At 66.1% G+C, this 19,117-nt stretch carries 16 protein-coding genes and 1 tRNA gene; 4 read left to right on the plus strand and 13 right to left on the minus strand.

Features of this window, described 5'->3' with window-relative positions; all coding sequences use genetic code 11:
- Nucleotides 1-6: 6 nt before the first annotated feature.
- Together AC5P65_RS13325 and aceE are read left to right on the plus strand one after the other, a co-directional pair.
- The gene (locus AC5P65_RS13325) at nucleotides 7-306 is read left to right on the plus strand and encodes a hypothetical protein (RefSeq protein WP_021202538.1); all 300 of its coding nucleotides are present in this window, start codon (nucleotides 7-9) and stop codon (nucleotides 304-306) included.
- Between the two features lie 245 nt (nucleotides 307-551).
- The gene (gene aceE / locus AC5P65_RS13330) at nucleotides 552-3,224 is read left to right on the plus strand and encodes a pyruvate dehydrogenase (acetyl-transferring), homodimeric type (protein ID WP_495215658.1); all 2,673 of its coding nucleotides are present in this window, start codon (nucleotides 552-554) and stop codon (nucleotides 3,222-3,224) included.
- A gap of 51 nt (nucleotides 3,225-3,275) precedes the next feature.
- On the opposite strand, the gene AC5P65_RS13335 is transcribed toward aceE, so the two are convergent.
- A complete protein-coding gene (locus AC5P65_RS13335; protein WP_134730698.1) occupies nucleotides 3,276-3,758 on the minus strand; it encodes a LuxR family transcriptional regulator in 483 nt (160 codons plus the stop codon).
- Nucleotides 3,759-3,979: 221 nt separating this feature from the next.
- Between AC5P65_RS13335 and AC5P65_RS13340 the strand changes: the two genes are divergently transcribed.
- Both AC5P65_RS13340 and AC5P65_RS13345 read left to right on the plus strand, forming a co-directional pair.
- Nucleotides 3,980-6,310 carry a TonB-dependent receptor domain-containing protein gene (locus tag AC5P65_RS13340; RefSeq protein ID WP_180832960.1) on the plus strand — a complete coding sequence of 777 codons (2,331 nt, stop codon included), beginning with the start codon at nucleotides 3,980-3,982 and terminating at the stop codon, nucleotides 6,308-6,310.
- Between the two features lie 63 nt (nucleotides 6,311-6,373).
- Nucleotides 6,374-6,880, plus strand: coding sequence for a DUF4189 domain-containing protein (locus tag AC5P65_RS13345; RefSeq protein WP_258014324.1), 507 nt, complete (start codon nucleotides 6,374-6,376; stop codon nucleotides 6,878-6,880).
- A gap of 95 nt (nucleotides 6,881-6,975) precedes the next feature.
- On the opposite strand, the gene AC5P65_RS13350 is transcribed toward AC5P65_RS13345, so the two are convergent.
- The 12 genes from AC5P65_RS13350 to folP form a co-directional block, all read right to left on the minus strand.
- A tRNA-Ser gene (locus tag AC5P65_RS13350) sits at nucleotides 6,976-7,068 on the minus strand.
- 78 nt (nucleotides 7,069-7,146) lie between these two features.
- Nucleotides 7,147-7,350, minus strand: a complete 204-nt coding sequence (gene csrA / locus AC5P65_RS13355; protein ID WP_004152909.1) for a carbon storage regulator CsrA — start codon at nucleotides 7,348-7,350, stop codon at nucleotides 7,147-7,149.
- 147 nt (nucleotides 7,351-7,497) lie between these two features.
- Entirely contained in the window at nucleotides 7,498-10,146 is a 2,649-nt protein-coding gene (gene alaS, locus AC5P65_RS13360; protein ID WP_180832959.1) for an alanine--tRNA ligase, read from the minus strand.
- 109 nt (nucleotides 10,147-10,255) lie between these two features.
- Nucleotides 10,256-10,747, minus strand: coding sequence for a recombination regulator RecX (gene recX, locus AC5P65_RS13365; RefSeq protein WP_021202260.1), 492 nt, complete (start codon nucleotides 10,745-10,747; stop codon nucleotides 10,256-10,258).
- A gap of 110 nt (nucleotides 10,748-10,857) precedes the next feature.
- The gene (recA, locus tag AC5P65_RS13370; protein WP_026346904.1) at nucleotides 10,858-11,895 is read right to left on the minus strand and encodes a recombinase RecA; all 1,038 of its coding nucleotides are present in this window, start codon (nucleotides 11,893-11,895) and stop codon (nucleotides 10,858-10,860) included.
- 204 nt (nucleotides 11,896-12,099) lie between these two features.
- Nucleotides 12,100-12,735, minus strand: coding sequence for a transcriptional repressor LexA (gene lexA, locus AC5P65_RS13375; RefSeq protein WP_005412936.1), 636 nt, complete (start codon nucleotides 12,733-12,735; stop codon nucleotides 12,100-12,102).
- 209 nt (nucleotides 12,736-12,944) lie between these two features.
- Nucleotides 12,945-14,627 (minus strand): 2-polyprenylphenol 6-hydroxylase, encoded by a 1,683-nt coding sequence (gene ubiB, locus AC5P65_RS13380; protein WP_180832976.1) that lies wholly within the window; start codon nucleotides 14,625-14,627, stop codon nucleotides 12,945-12,947.
- 34 nt (nucleotides 14,628-14,661) lie between these two features.
- The gene (locus AC5P65_RS13385; RefSeq protein WP_005409020.1) at nucleotides 14,662-15,156 is read right to left on the minus strand and encodes a CinA family protein; all 495 of its coding nucleotides are present in this window, start codon (nucleotides 15,154-15,156) and stop codon (nucleotides 14,662-14,664) included.
- A 119-nt stretch (nucleotides 15,157-15,275) separates the two neighbouring features.
- Nucleotides 15,276-16,586, minus strand: a complete 1,311-nt coding sequence (gene hflX / locus AC5P65_RS13390) for a ribosome rescue GTPase HflX (RefSeq protein ID WP_005412934.1) — start codon at nucleotides 16,584-16,586, stop codon at nucleotides 15,276-15,278.
- Nucleotides 16,587-16,600: 14 nt separating this feature from the next.
- Nucleotides 16,601-16,876, minus strand: a complete 276-nt coding sequence (hfq, locus tag AC5P65_RS13395) for an RNA chaperone Hfq (RefSeq protein ID WP_004152891.1) — start codon at nucleotides 16,874-16,876, stop codon at nucleotides 16,601-16,603.
- A gap of 96 nt (nucleotides 16,877-16,972) precedes the next feature.
- The gene (gene miaA / locus AC5P65_RS13400) at nucleotides 16,973-17,926 is read right to left on the minus strand and encodes a tRNA (adenosine(37)-N6)-dimethylallyltransferase MiaA (protein WP_180832957.1); all 954 of its coding nucleotides are present in this window, start codon (nucleotides 17,924-17,926) and stop codon (nucleotides 16,973-16,975) included.
- On the minus strand, nucleotides 17,926-18,822 hold the full coding sequence (folP, locus tag AC5P65_RS13405) for a dihydropteroate synthase (RefSeq protein ID WP_134729569.1): 897 nt from the start codon (nucleotides 18,820-18,822) through the stop codon (nucleotides 17,926-17,928). The genes miaA and folP overlap by 1 nt, the downstream gene beginning before the upstream one ends.
- Between the last annotated feature and the right edge of the window lie 295 nt (nucleotides 18,823-19,117).

Below are 19,117 nucleotides of genomic sequence, written 5' to 3' on the forward strand. Positions count from 1 at the left end.
CCCGCAATGAACGCCCGCACCGCCATCAACACCCTCAGCAGCCTGCTGTTCCTGCTGCTGGTCGCCCACACCACCGCCTACCAGCAGCAGATGTGGCCGCCCAGCCGGGTCATCCATGTGCATCCGGTAATCGTCGTCCTCGCCTATGCGCTAGGTGTGCTCACGCTGCTGTTGTGGATCGGCGGTCGTCGTGCACCGGAACCCGCCCAACGCCTGGCGCGCTGGTTGCCCGTCGTCGCCTGGTGCCTGCTGGGCGTCGGCGTGGCGATCATCCCGGTGTTCCTGTCGGGGCTGCCCCCGGCCTGATCAGCGGCCGCGCCCAGCGCATCGGCCCATGATACGGCGCGCGGCACCAACCCTTGCTTGCCAGAGACCCAAGCCCCGCCCGCCTATCGAGGCGTGGGGGGCAGGCATACGCTTGTCTTCTCGGTGGCCGCCACGGTCGCCCTTCGCGTCACGGCGCCCGCCATTGCGACCCCGCTCCAGTGCTGTGCGCCCTGCCGGTGTTGTCGCCCAGGCAGACCTCCGACCGGCGCCCTCTGGAGACAGCCATGAACCAAGCCCTCATTCCCTTCGATACCGATCCACTGGAAACCCAGGAGTGGCGTGAATCGCTGGAGGCGGTGATGCAGGCCGGCGGCCGGCCGCGCGCGCACTACCTGATCGACCAGCTGAGCGATCTGGACGCCCGGCAGCACGGCGACCTGCATACCCGTGCCTGGACCGCCTACGTCAACACCATCCCGCCCGAGCGCCAGCCGGCCTACCCGGGTGACCTGGCCATCGAGCGCCGCCTGAACGCGATGATCCGCTGGAACGCGATGGTGATGGTGCTGCGTGCCGGCAAGCATTCCAACGTCGGCGGCCACATCGCCACCTACCAGTCGGCGGCAGTGCTGTACGACGTGGGCTTCGATCATTTCTTTCGTGGCCGTACCGACACCTTCGACGGCGACATGATCTACATCCAGGGCCACTCCGCGCCAGGGATCTACGGCCGCGCGTACGTGGAAGGCCGCATCGATCCGGCACGGATGGACAACTTCCGCCGCGAAGCCGGCCGCGAAGGCCTGTCCTCATATCCGCACCCGCGCCTGATGCCGGAGTTCTGGCAGTTCCCCACCGTGTCGATGGGGCTGGGCCCGTTGACCGCTGCCTACCAGGCGCGCTACATGCGCTACCTGGAATACCGCGGCCTGAAAGAGCACCAGGGCCGCAAGGTCTGGGCCTTCCTCGGCGATGGCGAAATGGATCAGCCCGAATCGCTGGCGGCGATCTCGCTGGCCGGCCGCGAGCGGCTGGACAACATCGTGTTCGTGGTCAACTGCAACCTGCAGCGCCTGGACGGGCCGGTGCGCGGCAACGCCAAGGTTATCCAGGAGCTGGAAGGCGCCTTCCGCGTGGCCGGCTGGAACGTGATCAAGCTGATCTGGGGCAGCGGCTGGGACGACCTGCTGGCCCGCGACCACAGCGGCCTGCTGCGCCAGCGCATGATGGAATGCGTGGATGGTGACTACCAGACCTTCAAGTCGCAGAGCGGTGCCTACGTGCGCGAGCATTTCTTCGGCCGCTACCCCGAGCTGCTGGAGCTGGTCGCGCATATGAGCGACGACGACATCTGGGCGCTGGCACGTGGTGGCCACGATCCCCAGAAGGTGTACGCCGCCTACCAGCAGGCGGTGAACACCCGCGGCCGGCCGACGGTGATCCTGGCCAAGACGGTCAAGGGTTTCGGCATGGGCGAAGCCGGTGAAGGCCAGAACATCAACCATCAGCTGAAAAAGATGAGCGCCGACGCGGTGCGCGCCTTCCGCGACCGCTTCAACCTGCCGGTCAGCGACGAGCAGCTGGAGGAGATGCCCTATCTGCGCCCGGAACCGGGCAGCGCCGAAGCAGCCTACTTCGCCGAGCGCCGCCGTATCCAGGGTGGGCAGCTTCCGGCGCGCTTGGCCAAGGTCGATCCGCTGCCGCTGCCGCCGCTGTCGATCTTCAACTCCCAGCTGCAGGGCAGCGGCGATCGCGGCCAGTCCACCACCATGGGCTTCGTGCGCATCCTCACCCGCCTGCTGAAGGACCCGGAGCTGGGCAAGCTGGTCATTCCGATCGTGCCCGATGAATCGCGCACCTTCGGCATGGAAGGCCTGTTCCGCCAGATCGGCATCCACTCCTACCTTGGCCAGCTGTACACCCCGCAGGATGCCGGCCAGCTGAGCTACTACAAGGAAGCCAAGGACGGCCAGATCCTGCAGGAAGGCATCAACGAATCCGGTGCGATCTGCTCGTGGATCGCGGCCGGTACCGCCTACAGCAACCACGGCCTGGCGACGATCCCGTTCTACATCTTCTACTCGATGTTCGGCCTGCAGCGCGTCGGTGACCTGGCCTGGGCCGCCGCCGATGCGCGCACCCGTGGATTCCTGCTGGGTGCCACCTCCGGCCGCACCACGCTGATGGGCGAAGGCCTGCAGCACGATGACGGCCACAGCCACGTGCTGTCGTCGGTGATTCCCAGCTGCGTGTCCTACGACCCGACCTACAACTACGAGCTGGCGGTGATCATCCACGACGGCCTGCGCCGCATGTATGTCGAGCAGGAAGACGTCTACTACTACATCACCGTGCTCAACGAGAACTACCCGCAGCCGGCACTGCCGGAGGGCGTGGAAGCGGGCATCCTGAAGGGCCTGTATCTGCTGCATCCGGCAGCGGCCGACAGCGCCTCGCAGCCACGCGTGCAGTTGATGGGCAGCGGTTCGATCCTGCGCGAGGTGGAAGCCGCGGCGAAACTGCTGCTGCAGGACTTCGGCATCGCCAGTGATGTCTGGAGCGCGACCAGCCTGACCGAACTGCGCCGCGATGGCCTGGCTGCCGAACGCTGGAACCTGCTGCACCCGGCCGAGGCCCCGCGCGTGCCCTACGTGCAGGAGTGCCTGCAGGGCCATGATGGCCCGGTGGTGGTGGCCACCGACTACATGAAGATCGTAGGCGACCAGATACGTCCCTTCATCAACGACCGCCGCTTCATCGCACTCGGTACCGATGGCTTCGGCCGTTCCGACACGCGTGAGTCGCTGCGCACGTTCTTCGAAGTGGATCGCCACTTCATCGTGCTGGCCGCCCTGAAGTCGCTGGCCGACGAAGGCCGCATCGAACGCTCGCGGATGCAGGAGGCGATCGACAGGTACGGCATCGACGCCGGCAAGCGCGACCCGGCCGCGGTATAAGGCTGCTGCATTCACCACGCCCGCTGTGCGGGCGTGGTGCAGGCGGCGCCGCTACGGTATTCGCTTGAACAGATTGGTCTGCAGGATCGGCGTACCGTCGTGACCGTAGAACGCCTTGGTCTCGGTCATCGTCGTACGGTCGGCCGCCACGGTATAGATGCGGGTGGAGGCCGGCGTGTCGTGGTCCACCAGCTGCATCACCAGGGTGTTCGGCGCCGGCAGTTTCAGGTTGGCCTTGTCCGCGCCGTAGGTGCCGGACAAGGGCCCCGGCGTACCATCCAGCGCCAACGTGCCGTCGGACTTCATGGTCCTGCCGTCGTGCAGGACGATGTCCACGTGCGAGCTCCAGCGGCCACCCCCGGCATCCTTGAATTCCAGCACCACCTGTTTCGGGCGCTGCGCCTCGGGCAGCGCCGAGGTGGCAATGTCCAGCGACCAGCGTCCCAGCAGCGGTGAGGGCGAAGCCTCCACGGCCAGCGCCGGAACGGCGGCCAGCGAAAGCGCAGACAACAACACAGCGGACAGCAGCTTCATACGTTGCTCCGTTTCCGTGAAGAAGGTGCTGCGTGAAGCGCTGTGGGGCGCAGCATCCGGATCGTGCACAGCATCGGCGCCCCGCACAAGGCAGAGCGCTGAACGGCCGGCAACCTCATTCGCGCCTCCCGTGTGTTCGGCCTCGCGACTAGAGCCAAAACGCCCTTGTTGCCCGTAATAGTTACGTGATAACATTTCACGTAATCTTCACGGAGCGTGTCATGCGTCGCCATCTGCTTGCTGCTGCCATTCTGTTCGCCGTCCACACCGCCCAGGCCGCGGACGAACCCACCCTCCCCACCCTCCAGGTCCAGGCCTCCCAGCCCTCGCGCATCGACACCCGGGTCACTGTCGACAACCCACGTGCGCAGAACCGCACCCTCGGCGGCCTGCTCGAACACGTCTCCGGCGTGCAGAGCAGCGCCTTCGGGCCAAACGCGGGCGCTCCGGTCATCCGCAGCCTCAGCGGCAACCGCGTGCAGATCCTGCAGGACGGCCAGTCCATCCTCGGCATGAACGCGATCAGCGGCGACATCAACATTCCGTTCGATCCGCTGTTCGTACGCAGTGTGACCGTCAACAAGTCCTCCGACACCGTGCGCTACGGCGGCAATGCGATCGGAGGCAGCGTGGAGATCGATCCGGGCCTGATCCCGCGCAGCATGGAAGACAAGGACCAGTCGATGGAACTGGTCCTGCGCAAGGGCTTCAATGCTGCGGACGCGCAGGGCTTCCGCATGAACTTCAACAACCAGCGCAACGTCTCGACCAACCTGCAGGTCTCTCGGCAGCGCATCTCGCACTACGACATCCCCGGCAACAGCAAGGCCAGTGTCTGCAATACCCGACTGTTTCCGCCCACCGGCGGCGTCAACTCGGCGCTGGCCGACAGCTGCCAGAAGGAGGCGCGCGTCCAGCAGATCTACAACAAGGCCTCGCAACCTTACATCGACCAGTTCATGACCGAGAACCCGGACTGGGCCGATGGTGATTTCTCGTTCTACACCAACAACCCGACTTCGGTCTGGCAACGCCGTACCTATATCAATCCGGTCAATCCGGCCTATGTCGCCGGCGCGCCGTCATACGTACAGAAGCAGATCAACAATGATGTGACGCCCGATTACCATCACCGGTTGGGCAACAGTTACGCGAGGAATTCGCAGGTGGCGTTCGGGTCGACCCTGTTCTTCGACCGTGGTTACGTGGGTGTCAGCATCGATGCCAAGGACAGCGAATACGGCGTGCCCGGGTTCTCGATGCAGAACCTGTCGTTCGGTTCCAACTACGCCAACGCATTGCCGGTGGGCGTGGTGATCAAGCAGGAACGCTACGCACTGGAAGCCCTGTTGCGCGACCCGCTGCCGTGGTTCGAGCGCGCTGAACTGCGTGTTTCGAAGCTGGACAACACCTCGGGCGAACGGCTGGGTGCCACCCGGGCCAACGACTACGATTTCGAGAGCACCCAGGCCGAACTGCTGTTGAGCCATCAGCGTGTCGGTCCGCTCAGCGGCCTGCTCGGTTACAGCCACCAGTCGCGTGATGTCACCGGCAGCGGCTCGCTGCGCTACCTGCCTGACGTCGACACCCGCAGCAACGCGATGTTCCTGAAGGAGACGCTGGACTTCGGCTGGGCCAGTTTCGACGCTGGCGTGCGCCACGAGCGCGTTGACCATGACCTGCAACCAAGCCGCTTCAAGACCGCGCGCAATGCCGCCAACACGAAACTGCAGGACCGCGACTACCGGCTCAACAGCTACAGCCTGGGATCGTATGTCGAGCTCGGTCCGTTGTTCGCCGCCAAGGTGCGCTACTCGTCCTCGCAGCGCGCACCGGAGATCAATGAGTTGTATGCGAGCAACGCGCACTACTCGGTGATGACCCAGGAAGAAGGCAACCAGAACCTCGAGCCAGAGCGCGCGAAAAACCTGGAGCTGACCGGCCTGTTCCATGTCGGAGGGTTCGAACTGTCGGCCACCGCGTATCGGATGAAGTACGAGAACTATCTGTACCTGGGTTACTCGGGCGTGCAGACCGCCAACCGCCTGCCGCTGAAATACTGGAAGCAGACCGACACCACGGTGAAGGGCTTCGAGATCGACGCATCGCAGGCCCTGGACCTTGGCCGCTATGGCACGTTGAACATCTCCGCCTTCGCCGACCTGGTGAAGAACAAGGCCGATCACCCCGATTCGCTGCGTGCCCACAACGACGGCGAGTACCTGCCGAACATGCCGACCAACCGCTACGGCGCCAATCTGCAGTGGCAACGCGAGGGTTGGAAGGCGCAGCTGTCCAGCACCTACTACGACACGCAGAAGTACCTCGGCCGCAACGTCAGCGAGGAAGTGCCACTGGATGCCTTCAACCTGGTCGACCTGCAGATCAGCCGTGAGCTGCCGGTACGCAACAGCTACATCGCCGGCATGGAAGTGTTCATCAACGGCAGCAACCTGCTCAATGAAGAAGCACGGCCGCACAACTCACCGTTGAAGTACATCGCGCCGTTGCCGGGGCGTGGGTTCCAGGTCGGGGTGACGGTGAGGCTCTGACGGTCAACCGATGGCGCCGCCCGCGGTTCGATGAACTGCGGGCTCGGCGTAGTGGCGGCAACGTTGCGCTTCAAACCCGGTCTGATCCACCATCAGCAGAAAATGGAGATGGGAATGAACTGGATGCGCCCCCTGTCACTTGGCCTGTTGCTGTGCCTGTCATCCGGCGCCAACGCGGCCTCCGCCATCGTCTACGACGACGATGGCCGCTACGGCTACGCCATGAACCACAGCACGCTGTCGGCTGCGATGCAGCGCGCACTGCAGCACTGCGCCGTTCGGTCCCGCAACTGCGCGCAGACTGCCACGACTACCGCAGTGGGATATTCGGCGATCGCTACCGGCACCGTCGCCATGGGCTTTGCACTTGGGGAAAAGACGGCGGACGCCGCACAACGCAAAGCGGAAAGAATGTGCAGGCAACGTGCCAATGACTGCACACTGGCAATTCTCTGGCGCGAAACGCCAAGTGGCATTGCGCCGCCCGCTCATCCGGGTCATGCGGTGCCGGAGCCCAGGCTCTATTCCTCGCCCGAAGTCGGGCAGGACGCGGCTGGCACCACCCACTAGGCCTGCACAACGCCCGTGCGGCGCGGCCGTGTGTTACCGCGTTGAACAAAGAAATACGCCTGCAGATCGAGGATCTGCACGCGCTTCTTTATATCTGGCGGAGTGAGAGGGATTCGAACCCTCGATAGAGCTTTTGACCCTATACTCCCTTAGCAGGGGAGCCCCTTCGGCCACTCGGGCATCACTCCGGGGTTTTCTCCGCGTCTGGTGCGTTGCACCTCAGCGGGGCGTGAATCATAACGTTAATCGAGTGCGAAGGTAAAGCGTTATTCGGCAGAATTTTCGCTGCCGGTGCCACCGGCTTCATCACCACGCTGGATGCGCTGATAGATCTCTTCGCGATGCACAGCGACGTCCTTCGGCGCGGTGATGCCGATACGCACCTGGTTACCCTTGACGCCAAGCACGGTGACGCTCACCGAGTCACCGATCATCAGGGTTTCGCCGACGCGGCGAGTCAGGATCAACATTTTTGTAAGTCTCCATGGAACCGTGTGGAAGGGTATCCCCCACCGGCTTGACGCTCCGTCAAGAAGCGCTACCACGACAAAGGGAAAAGATTCGCAATGGTACCGTCAGCCGTCCCGCTCCTACAAGGAGGGAGACGGCCAGGTTCATCACAGGCGGGGGCTGACCCATTCGACGACCGCAGCCAGCGCGGTGGCAAGGGCGGGCCCGTCCTCGCCACCACCCTGGGCGAGGTCCGGGCGTCCGCCGCCCTTGCCCCCGATCTGACTGGCGATATGGGACAACAGTTCCCCGGCCTTGACCTTGCCCATTGCGCTGCCGTTCACACCCGCAACCAGGGCGGCCTTGCCGTCCTGGGCGCCGGCCAGCACGATCACCGCGTCGCCCAGCTGCTGCTTCAGGCGGTCCATGGCGTCACGCAGGGCCTTGGCGTCGAAGCCCTCCAGGCGGGCGGCCAGCACCTTCACGCCGGCAACCTCGACGGCCTGGCCGGACAGGTCGGCCGTGGCGCCGGCGGCGACCTTGGCCTTCACGGCCTCCAGTTCGCGCTCCAGCTGCTTCTGGCGCTGGCCGAGGGCACGGATCTTCTCGACCACGTCGGCGGCGCTGCCGCCGAGCAGTTCAGCGGCTTCGGCCAGGCGGGCCTCCTCGGCGTCCACGTAATCCAGGGCGCCCTGGCCGGTGACCGCCTCGATACGGCGCACGCCGGCCGAGACACCGCCCTCGGAGGTGATCTTGAACAGGCCGATGTCGCCGGTACGGTTGACGTGGGTACCACCGCACAGCTCAGTGGAGTAGTCACCCATCTTCAGCACGCGCACGTGCTCGCCGTACTTCTCGCCGAACAGGGCCATCGCGCCGAAGTCCAGCGCTTCCTGCATGCCCATGTTGTGGACTTCGGCCGCGTTGTTTGCGCGTACCTGCTGGTTGACCTTGCGCTCGATCAGCGCCAGTTCTTCCGCGCTGATCGGCTGGAAGTGCGAGAAGTCGAAACGCAGGCGGTCCGGCGCGACCAGCGAGCCCTTCTGCTGCACGTGGGTGCCCAGCACTTCGCGCAGGGCGGCATGCAGCAGGTGCGTTGCCGAGTGGTTGAGGATGGTGGCGCCGCGGCGCTCGCCATCGACCTGGCCGGACAGCACATCGCCCACTTCCAGGCCGCCGTCGGACAGGGTGCCGACGTGGCCATGGAACTGGCCAGCGAACTTCTGGGTGTCTTCCACCACCAGGCGCACGCCGTTGCCGGCAAGCACGCCCGTGTCACCGACCTGGCCGCCGGATTCGGCGTAGAACGGGGTCTGGTTGGTGATCACGATGACCGAATCACCGGCATCGGCCGACTGCACCGGACGGCCGTCCTTGAGCAGGGCCAGCACGCTCAGGCCGTCGGCCTGCAGGCGGTCATAGCCCAGGAACAGGGTCGGGCTGAGCGTTGCCACCAGCTCGGCCGGCAGGGTCACGCCGCCGCCGAACTTGCCGGCTGCGCGTGCGGTCTCGCGCTGCTGCTCCATTGCGGCGTCGAAGCCGGCGATGTCGACGGTCAGGTCGCGCTCGCGGGCGATGTCCTGGGTCAGGTCGAGCGGGAAACCGTAGGTGTCGTAAAGGCGGAAGGCGTCAACGCCCGGGATCACGCCGTTGCTGGCCTTGCCCGCCACGTCCTCGAAGATCTTCATGCCGGCATCGAGGGTTTCGGCGAAACGCTCTTCTTCGGCCTGCAGCGCACGGGTGACGGTGTCCACCGCCGCCGGCAGTTCCGGATAGGCCTCGCCCATCTGCTCGACCAGGGTCGGCACCAGCTTGCTGAAGAACGGCTGCCGCACGCCCAGCATCCAGCCGTGGCGCAGGGCGCGGCGGATGATACGGCGCAGCACGTAGCCACGGCCTTCGTTGGACGGCAGCACGCCATCGACGATCAGGAACGAACAGGCGCGGATGTGATCGGCGATCACGCGCAGCGACTTGTTTTCCAGGTCGGCGGTGCCGGTCAGCTCGGCGGCCTTGCGGATCAGCGCCTGGAACAGGTCGATCTCGTAGTTGGTGTGAACGTGCTGCAGGATCGCCGCCAGTCGCTCCAGGCCCATGCCGGTATCCACGCACGGCGCCGGCAGCGGCACCAGGGTGCCGTCGGGCTGGCGGTCGAACTGCATGAACACCAGGTTCCAGATTTCGATGAAGCGGTCGCCGTCTTCATCCGGCGAACCCGGGGGGCCACCGGCGATGTGGTCGCCGTGGTCATAGAAGATCTCGGTGCACGGGCCGCACGGACCGGTGTCGGCCATCTGCCAGAAGTTGTCCGAGGCGAACGGTGCGCCCTTGTTGTCGCCGATGCGCACGATGCGCTCTTCCGGCACACCGACCATGTCACGCCACAGTTCGTAGGCTTCGTCGTCGGTCTGGTACACGGTAACCAGCAGGCGCTCGGCCGGCAGCTTCCAGACCTGCGTCAGCAGCTCCCAGGCCCAGGCGATCGCGTCCTTCTTGAAGTAATCGCCGAACGACCAGTTGCCCAGCATCTCGAAGAAGGTGTGGTGGCGTGCGGTGTAGCCAACCTGGTCGAGATCGTTGTGCTTGCCGCCCGCGCGCAGGCAGCGCTGGACATCGGCCGCGCGCACGTAGCTGCGCTTTTCCGCGCCGAGGAACACGTCCTTGAACTGCACCATGCCGGAGTTGGTGAACAGCAGGGTCGGATCGTTGCCCGGCACCAGCGGCGCCGACGGCACGATGGTGTGGCCTTTGCCCTTGAAGAATTCAAGGAAATCGCTGCGGATCTGGGAAGTCGTGAATTTGGCGGATGCGTTCATTGGGGGCTGGCAGTCTGCGGGCCGGCGGACCCGGACCACCGGCCGCGTTGGCCAGGGTCGCGAGGGACCGCCGAAAACCTAAAGGGTATCAGGCCCGGCGCCGCCAGTCTCAGTCATCCGGGTCGTAGCGGGTCGCGCGGCGGATGCTGTCGCCGTCGAAGCCCCGTCGGGCCAGCAGATCGGCGGCCTTGCGCCGCTGCGCCAGGTCCTGCGGGCCGGCCTCGCCAAAGCGCCTGCGGACCAGATCGCGAGCATTTTCCTGCCAGTCGCCTTCGTAGCTGTCCATCGCTGCGGCAATCGCGGCACTGTCCAGGCCGTGGGTGCCAAGCTCGGCGCGGACATGGATCGGCCCATAGCCGGTGTTGGCGCGCATCCGCACCAGGTTCTCAGCGAAGCGGGTGTCGTCCTGCCAGCCGGCCTCGGTCAGCTTGGCGACAGCGGCCTGCGCGGCTTCGTCTTCAATGCCACGGGCGGTCAGCTTGCGGGTGAGTTCCTTGCGCGAGTGTTCGCGGCGGACCAGAAGGCCCAGCGCCCGCTGCACGGGAGTCTGCTCACGCGGTCGGCGCTTGCGGCCGGTCGGAATGTCTTCGGCGTCGGACATGGGTACTCCAAGGGTGGCGCCATCCGTGGCACCCAGCCCATCCATGGGCGATTCGAACCTGCGGGACAGGGCGACGTCACTGACGGCGCCGCCCTGCCCCACAGCAAGCCTTACTCGTCGTCGCCTTCGTCGTCACCATCCTCGCGGGCCGCTTCGGCCGGCTGGAACTTCTCGCGCAGTTCTGCCTCGAGCTTTGCAGCGACGGTCGGGTTGTCGCGCAGGTAGCCGCGGGCGTTGTCCTTGCCCTGGCCGATGCGTTCTTCACCGTAGCTGTACCAGGCGCCGGCCTTTTCGACCAGCTTGGCATCCACGCCCATGTCGATCAGTTCGCCCTCGCGGCTGATGCCTTCGCCGTACAGGATCTCAGTGATGACCTGCTTGAACGGAGGCGCCAGCTTGTTCTTGACCACCTTGATCTTGGTCTGGTTGCCGATGATCTCGTCACCCTTCTTGATCGCGCCGATACGGCGGATGTCCAGGCGGACCGAGGCATAGAACTTCAGCGCGTTGCCGCCCGTGGTGGTTTCCGGGCTCTGGCCCGGCATCATCACGCCGATCTTCATGCGCAGCTGGTTGATGAAGATCACCAGGGTGTTGGAGCGCTTGATGTTGCCGGTCAACTTGCGCAGCGCCTGGCTCATCAGGCGGGCCTGCAGACCCGGCAGCTGGTCACCCATCTCGCCTTCGATTTCGGCCTTCGGGGTCAGTGCGGCGACCGAGTCGACCACCAGGATGTCGACCGAGCCCGAACGGACCAGCATGTCGGCGATTTCCAGCGCCTGCTCACCGGTATCCGGCTGCGACAGCAGCAGGTCGTCCACGTTCACGCCCAGCTTGGCGGCATAGATCGGGTCAAGCGCGTGCTCGGCGTCGATGAAAGCTGCGGTACCGCCCATCTTCTGGCACTCGGCGATGGCCTGCAGGGTCAGGGTGGTCTTGCCCGAGGATTCCGGCCCGTAGATCTCAACGACACGGCCCTTCGGCAGACCGCCAATGCCCAGTGCGATGTCGAGCATCAGCGAACCGGTCGGGATGGCTTCGACGGGCTCGACCACGCGGTCACCCATGCGCATCACCGAGCCCTTGCCGAACTGCTTCTCGATCTGGCCCAGAGCAGCAGCCAAGGCGCGCTTCTTGTTCTCGTCCATCGTATTGGTCCTTGCAGAGGTCATGTCGTTGGGGGTGCTGTCTTTGGGGGTCTTCTTTGCCATGGGTTCACTTTAAGTCGGACGTATCGCACAGGCTGAGATTCTGCCCGGCGCTCTGAAAAGAATTATCGGACATCCGTACCAACCTCAGTGGAACCAGAGAATCGCCACAAAAGACCGCGGGGTAATGCGCTATGGAACGGGTCAACGGTTGGGCCGCAGCAGGCCGCAATAGAGGCCCTCGATCGCGAAATCCTGGTCCGGCAGCACCTCGATCGGCTTGTAATCGGGATTGCGCGGCAGCAGGCGGATGCGGTCCTTGGCGATCTTCAGCAGCTTGACCGTGATCTCGTCATCGATGCGCGCCACCACGATCTGCCCGGAATGGGCGTCGCGGGTGCGGTGCACACCGATCAGGTCACCGTCGAAGATGCCCTCGTCGATCATCGAATCGCCCTGCACCTTCAGCAGGTAGTCCGGCGCTGGCGAGAAGAACACCCGGTCCAGCACCACGAAATCGTCCGAGCCGATGTCGGCGCCGATCGGGAGGCCGGCCGCAACCCGGCCCAGCACCGGCAGGCGCAGCACACTGTCGGGCAGGCCCGGCTCGGCCAGCTTCTCGACCGGCGGCGCCTGCACCAGGCGGATGCCGCGCGCCTGGCCCGGGATGCGACGGATCGCACCGGCCTGCTCCAGGGCTTCCAGGTGGTACTGGGCCGCGCGCACGCCCTTGAAGCCGAACGCACGTGCGATTTCAGTCTGCGAGGGCGGTGCGCCTTCGCTCTCGATACGCTCGGCGATCAACTGCAGGATCGCCTGCTGGGTGTCGGTCAGGTCCATGGTTAGTAGTATTACTACTAACGCACACAACTGCAAGTGCCGGGTACGACAAACAGGTGATGGGGATCTGTAGTGCCGAGCCATGCTCGGCAGTTGGGCCAATGGCCGGGCGGCAAAGGCAAAAGCAAGAGCAGCCGACCAGCGGTCGGCCCTACAGGAATCGCGCAGCGATTCCACGGTTCCGATGGGGAACCGCTGCGGCAAGCACACTATGTGTGCTTGCCGCTCCTCCATATGGAGAACAGGATCCACACACCACAGAAGCCGGCGCCGATGAAGCCGCACACGCCCAGCGCCAGCAGCCAGCGGCTGGAAACCCCGCCGACGCTGTGCATCACGATCGACGAGCCGATGATCAGGGCAGCCGTGATCACGCCTACCACCAGCCGGTTTGCCGCACGGTTCACCTGTTCGCCGAAGCCCTGCAGCGCGGTGGTTTCGACCTTCAGCTGCAGTCGTCCGCGGCGCGCCGCCTGCACCAGCTTGCGCAGGTCGCGCGGCAGCTCACCGGCGAAGTCGACCAACCCCAGCAGGCTGCGGCGGCCACGCTTGAGCAGCGCCCTGGGCGCATAGCGCTGCAGCACTACCCGCTCCAGGAACGGGCGCGCGGCACTGGCCATGTCGAAATCCGGGTCGAGCTGGCGGCCCATTCCTTCCAGGGTCAGGAAGGCCTTGATCATCAGCGCCAGATCGGCCGGCAACGTCAGACTGTAGCTGCGCAGCAGCTGGGTGATATCGCCCAGCATCAGGCCGATACGCAGGTCCTTCAGCGGCACGCCGCGGTACTGGTCGACGAACTGGCTGATGTCGTGCTGCAGCCGGTTCTCGTCCACTTCCACGCCACCGGCCCAGTCCAGCAACACGTCGGCCACGCCCTGCGGGTCCTGCTCGACCAGCCCGTGCAGCAGCTGCGCGACCTGGAAGCGGCGCACCTCGGACAGCGCGCCGACCATGCCGAAATCGATCACGCCGATGCGGCCGTCGCGCAGGTAGATGATGTTGCCCGGGTGTGGATCCGCGTGGAAGCTCCCGTCCTCCAACACCATCTTCAACACGATGCCGGCGCCGCGCCGGGCCAGTTCGCGCCGGTCCAGCCCGGCCGCATCGACACCGGCAAGGTTACGGCCGGGAATGCCGTCGACGAAGTCCTGCACGTTCAGGCTTTCGCAGGTCCACTGCCAGTGCACGCTGGGGATCAGGATGTCGTCACGACCGTTGAAGTTGCGCGCGATGCGTTCGGCGTTACGGCATTCGGCGGCGAAATCCAGTTCGCGTCGCAGCGACACGGTGAACTGCTGCACGACCTCGGCCGGACGATAGCGGCGCAGGTCCGGCAGCCGCGCCTCGACAATCTCGGCCAGGCGGGCCAGCAGCCGCAGATCGGCCTCGACCACATCGCGGATGCCGGGCCGCCGGATTTTCAGCACCACCTCACGGCCATCGTGGAGCCGGGCGCGATGGGCCTGCGCCAGCGAGGCGGCGGCCATCGGGGTTTCATCGAGGAAGGCGAACACCTCCGTCGGCGAGGCGCCAAGGTCGGCTTCGAGCTGCTCGCGGATATCCGCGTACGGCAGCGCCGGCACCGCGTTCTGCAGTTCGGACAGTTCAGCGATCCATTCCGGCGGCAGCAGGTCAACGCGCGTCGCCAGCACCTGCCCGAGCTTGACGAAAGTGGGACCCAGATCCTGCATAGCGCTGCGCACACGCACCGGCGCGGTCATCCGCAGCAGTTCCTGGCGGTCCTCGTTCCAGTGCAGCAGGCGCCCTGCCCGCTCCAGCGTGGTGGCCAAGCCGATGCGCCGCACCACGTCGCCGAAGCCATAGCGGATCAGGACGACGGCGATTTCCTGCAGTCGGCCCAGGTCACGGACAGTACCCAGCGTCTCCCACATCATGCGTGCTCCGGACGATTACCGGAGCAGCATGTCACAGCTGGGCGTCGATACCGCGCAATGCCGCCGCCACGGTTTGCCGGCGGATGGCTTCGCGGTCGCCGTCGAACTGGAACAGCTCGGCGCGGGCATAGCCGCCACGGCGCTTCCAGCCGATCCAGACACTGCCCACCGGCTTGTCCGGGCTGCCACCGCCGGGGCCGGCGATACCGGTCACCGCCACCGCGATGCCGGCACCAGAATTGACCAGCGCGCCGGAGACCATTTCCAGCACGGTTTCGCGGCTGACCGCACCGAACTGCTCCAGGGTCTGCGCACGCACGCCCAGCAGGCGCTGCTTGGCTTCGTAGCTGTAGACCACCATGCCGCAGTCGAAGAACGCCGAGGAACCGGCAATGTCGGTCATGCACTTGGCGATCCAGCCACCACTGCAGCTTTCGGCGGTCACCAGCTGCAGCGAGGCCTGCTGCAGGCGCTGCCCGAGCGCGGCGGACTGGGCATTGAGATCGGCGTCGGTGGGGATGGACATCGGCATGACGGTGGGGTGAAGAACCACGTTGTACCGCAGATGACAGGCGGATGTCGCGCCCCTCCGGCACGGTTGCGTTGCCGGCCAGCAGCCGGCACTACCGGGCACCGGTCGCTACCTCACCACTCCGGCAGTTTTTCCGGCAGCAGCGCGCGGATCGGGGCGCCATCGGCACTGGCGGCCAGCTTTTCGGCTTCGGCGATCGGCAGGTCGACCTGCAGCAGCCAACCATCCTCATCGGCCTGCTCGCTGCGGATCACCTCCAGCTGGTGCAGGCGCGCGCGCAGGCGGCCTGCATCCGGGGGAAGACGCAGTTCGCCGGTGACATGCTGCAGGCCCAGGCGCTTGCCCAGCACCGCCTGCAACAGCTCCAGGCCCTGACCGTCACGCGCGGAAATCCACACCCGCTCGCGACGCGATTCGTCCGGGATACCGTCCTGGCCGTCGTGGCGCACGTCGGCGCCGTCAATGCGGTCGATCTTGTTGAACACCAGCAGCTGCGGCAGATCGCCGGCACCGACTGCGGTCAGCACTTCGTCCACCTGGGCGATGCGCTCCTCGCGGTGCGGGTCGGCAGCATCGACCACGTGCAGCAGGAAATCGGCCTCGCGCGCCTCGGACAGGGTCGAGCGGAACGCAGCGACCAGGTCATGCGGCAGGTCGCGGACGAAGCCAACGGTGTCGGCCAGCACCACGTTGCCGCCCGGCACCGCGATGCGGCGCACGGTCGGATCCAGCGTGGCGAACAGCTGGTCGGCGGCATAGGCCTCGGCGCCGGTCATGGCGTTGAACAGGGTCGACTTGCCGGCGTTGGTGTAGCCCACCAGTGCCACACGGGGCAGCTCGCTGCGCACACGCGCACGACGCATCTGGGTGCGCTGCACTTCCACCTTTTCCAGGCGCTTCTGCAACTGCTCGACCCGCTTCTGCAGCAGGCGGCGGTCGGTTTCCAGCTGGGTTTCACCCGGGCCGCGCAGGCCAATTGAACCACCGCGCTGGCGCTCCAGGTGGGTCCAGCCGCGCACCAGCCGCGTGGCCAGATGCCGCAGCTGCGCCAGCTCGACCTGCAGCTTGCCCTCGTGGCTGTGCGCACGCTGGGCGAAGATATCCAGGATCAGGCCGGTACGGTCGATCACCCGGCGCTCCAGGAACCGTTCCAGGTTGCGCTCCTGGCCCGGGCTCAACGCATGGTTGACCAGGATCAGGTCGGCACCGCTGGCGTCGGCCGCAGCCTTGATCTCGTCCAGCTTGCCGCTGCCGATCAGGGTCGACGGATTCGGTCGGTCCAGGCGCGCAGTGATCGTCGCGGCGATGCTGGCCCCAGCCGAGCGGGCCAGATCACCGAATTCTTCCAGCACATCGTCTTCCAGCTTGCCGAAATGGGGCTGGATCAACAGGGCGTGTTCGCCCTTTTTCGAGCGGTCAAACATTCACCGCTCCGGTCTTACTCGTCTGCTTCATCACCTGCCTGACCACCTTCACCCGACTGCACGTAACCACCGCCCGGACCGACCTTCACGTTACGTGCCGGAACGACCGTGGAAATGGCGTGCTTGTAGACCATCTGACTGACCGTGTTGCGCAGCAGGACCACGAACTGGTCGAACGACTCGATCGTGCCTTGCAGCTTGATGCCGTTGACCAGGTACACCGAAACCGGCACGCGCTCGCGCCGAAGTGCGTTCAAGAAAGGATCCTGCAGCGATTGCCCCTTGGACATTGCACACTCCTGATTATTGTTCTTATTGGGTTGCCGACAGTTGCCACGGCCCCCGAGCCGCCCGCCGACCGATGATGTTACACGGCTGGCGGGGGTTCAGCGTGCGACGAAGGTCGACACCGCGCCGGCCAGGCGCTCCCCATCGACATGGGGGTCGAACCAGCGCGCATCAAGCTCGCCGCGCAGCCAGGTCAGCTGGCGCTTGGCCAGCTGCCGGGTGGCGAAGATGGCCTTGTCCCGGAAACGGGCAGCATCGCCCTCCCCGTCCAGGTATTCCCAGGCCTGGCGATAGCCAACCGCGCGCACCGCGGGCAGGTCCAGCGGCGCCGCCACGGCGGTCATTTCCGGCATTGCACGCAATGCCCGCACCTCGTCCAGGAAGCCCCGCGCCAGCATGGCGTCGAAGCGCGCCTCGATGCGCTGGTGCAGTACCGCGCGGTCACGCGGGGCGAGGATCAGCTTGAGGGTGCGCACCGGCAACGGCGCGACGCCCGGCCGGCGCTGCCATTCACTGATCGGCGTGCCGGTGAGGCGATAGACCTCCAGCGCCCGCTGGATGCGTTGCGGGTCGGTGGCATGGATACGTGCGGCGGCGGCCGGGTCGACCTTGGCCAGCTCGGCGTGCAGTGCCGCCCAGCCCCGCTCGGCCGCCTCGGTGCTGAGTGCTTCGCGCATCACCGGGTCGGCCTCCGGCATCGGCGACAGGCCCTGCAGCAGGGCCCGGAAGTACAGCCCCGTGCCACCTGCCAGGATCGGCGTTTTGCCGCGTGCCACGATGTCGGCCACGACGCGGCCGGCATCGGCGGCGAACTCGGCCGCCGAATAGGTCTGCCACGGATCGCGCAGGTCCAGCAGATGGTGCGGCGCCTGCGCCCGCTCGGCCGCATCCGGCTTGGCCGAGCCGATATCCAGATGCCGATAGACCAGCGCCGAATCGACGCTGACGATCTCGCCATCCAGCTGCTTCGCAAGGGCGATCGCGGTGGCGGTCTTGCCACTGGCGGTCGGCCCCATCACGACGATCGCCAGTGGCCGCCGGTCGATGTCCATCAGTCTTCGTCCGGCCAGCGGATCGTCGGCGTGGCGTCGGCGCGCGGCGTTGGCACGGCCTCGACGGCCTGCCAGATCTTCAGCGCATCGACGGTGGCGGCCACGTCATGCACGCGCACGATGCGTGCGCCACGCTGCACCGCGATCAGGTGCGCAGCCAACGAGGCGGCCACGCGCTCGGACGGCGTGTCGCGACCGGTCAGTTCGCCCAGGCTGCGCTTGCGCGACAGGCCAGCCAGCATCGGCACGCCCAGCTCCAGGAACCGCTCGGAGCGTGCCAGCAGGGTCATGTTGTGGGCAGTGGTCTTGCCGAAACCGAAACCGAGATCGATCAGCAGGTTCTTCTTCGCAATGCCCGCCATCTCGGCAGCGAACAGGCGCTGGACCAGGAAGCCGTGCACCTCGGCGACCACATCGTCGTAATGTGGATCGGCCTGCATGTGGCCCGGCTCGCCCTGCATGTGCATCAGCACCACCGGCACGCCGGTTGCAGCGGCGGCGTCCAGCGCCCCTTGCTGACGCAGGCCGTAGATGTCATTGATCATGCCGGCGCCAGCCGCCACCGCCGCGCGCATCACTTCCGGCTTGAAGGTGTCGATGCTGATCGGCACCCGGGTGCGTGCGGCCAGCTGCTCGATCACCGGAATCACCCGGCGCAGCTCTTGTTCAATCGAGACCGGCGCGGCGCCCGGGCGGGTCGATTCGCCGCCGATGTCCAGCAGGTCCGCGCCCTCCTCGACCAGCTTGAGGCCATGGGCGACCGCGGCCTCGGTGGTGTCGTGCGCGCCGCCATCGGAGAACGAGTCCGGGGTGACGTTGACGATGCCCATGACCCGGGCACGGTCGAGGCGCAGGATGCGGCCGGCGCAATCGAGCTGGGGCGAGGTATCGAACATGGGCAATCCTGCTGGGACAACGGCAGGTAGTTTAGTTCGGCAGGGCGGTGCCCTGCACCCGCAGAGGCCAGAGCGACAGCAACAGCCGGAGCAACAGCGGGTTCACTGAAGAATGGCGGGGTGGGTCCGGTTGCGGGGGCCGCTGCAAGTACGTCCATGTAAGCTCGGTCGCCGCTTGCTCGTGTGCGCTGTCCTGCGCACACGGCAAGACCGGGGTTGGGCGTCCTGCCCAACCCGCCCGAGGCATGCCTCGGGCCCATGCGGCTCACGCCCCCGCAACCGGACCCACCCCGCC

Source organism: Stenotrophomonas sp. YJH_SMC_48-3 (assembly GCF_059369375.1).

Bases quoted from the DNA above. Each gene is read 5' to 3' on its own strand.
- AC5P65_RS13325 (WP_021202538.1), top strand. From the start codon at position 7: ATGAACGCCCGCACCGCCATCAACACCCTCAGCAGCCTGCTGTTCCTG.
- aceE (WP_495215658.1), top strand. From the start codon at position 552: ATGAACCAAGCCCTCATTCCCTTCGATACCGATCCACTGGAAACCCAG.
- AC5P65_RS13335 (WP_134730698.1), bottom strand. From the start codon at position 3,758: ATGAAGCTGCTGTCCGCTGTGTTGTTGTCTGCGCTTTCGCTGGCCGCC.
- AC5P65_RS13340 (WP_180832960.1), top strand. From the start codon at position 3,980: ATGCGTCGCCATCTGCTTGCTGCTGCCATTCTGTTCGCCGTCCACACC.
- csrA (WP_004152909.1), bottom strand. From the start codon at position 7,350: ATGTTGATCCTGACTCGCCGCGTCGGCGAAACCCTGATGATCGGTGAC.
- alaS (WP_180832959.1), bottom strand. From the start codon at position 10,146: ATGAACGCATCCGCCAAATTCACGACTTCCCAGATCCGCAGCGATTTC.
- recX (WP_021202260.1), bottom strand. From the start codon at position 10,747: ATGTCCGACGCCGAAGACATTCCGACCGGCCGCAAGCGCCGACCGCGT.
- recA (WP_026346904.1), bottom strand. From the start codon at position 11,895: ATGGACGAGAACAAGAAGCGCGCCTTGGCTGCTGCTCTGGGCCAGATC.
- lexA (WP_005412936.1), bottom strand. From the start codon at position 12,735: ATGGACCTGACCGACACCCAGCAGGCGATCCTGCAGTTGATCGCCGAG.
- ubiB (WP_180832976.1), bottom strand. From the start codon at position 14,627: ATGTGGGAGACGCTGGGTACTGTCCGTGACCTGGGCCGACTGCAGGAA.
- AC5P65_RS13385 (WP_005409020.1), bottom strand. From the start codon at position 15,156: ATGTCCATCCCCACCGACGCCGATCTCAATGCCCAGTCCGCCGCGCTC.
- hflX (WP_005412934.1), bottom strand. From the start codon at position 16,586: ATGTTTGACCGCTCGAAAAAGGGCGAACACGCCCTGTTGATCCAGCCC.
- hfq (WP_004152891.1), bottom strand. From the start codon at position 16,876: ATGTCCAAGGGGCAATCGCTGCAGGATCCTTTCTTGAACGCACTTCGG.
- miaA (WP_180832957.1), bottom strand. From the start codon at position 17,926: ATGGACATCGACCGGCGGCCACTGGCGATCGTCGTGATGGGGCCGACC.
- folP (WP_134729569.1), bottom strand. From the start codon at position 18,822: ATGTTCGATACCTCGCCCCAGCTCGATTGCGCCGGCCGCATCCTGCGC.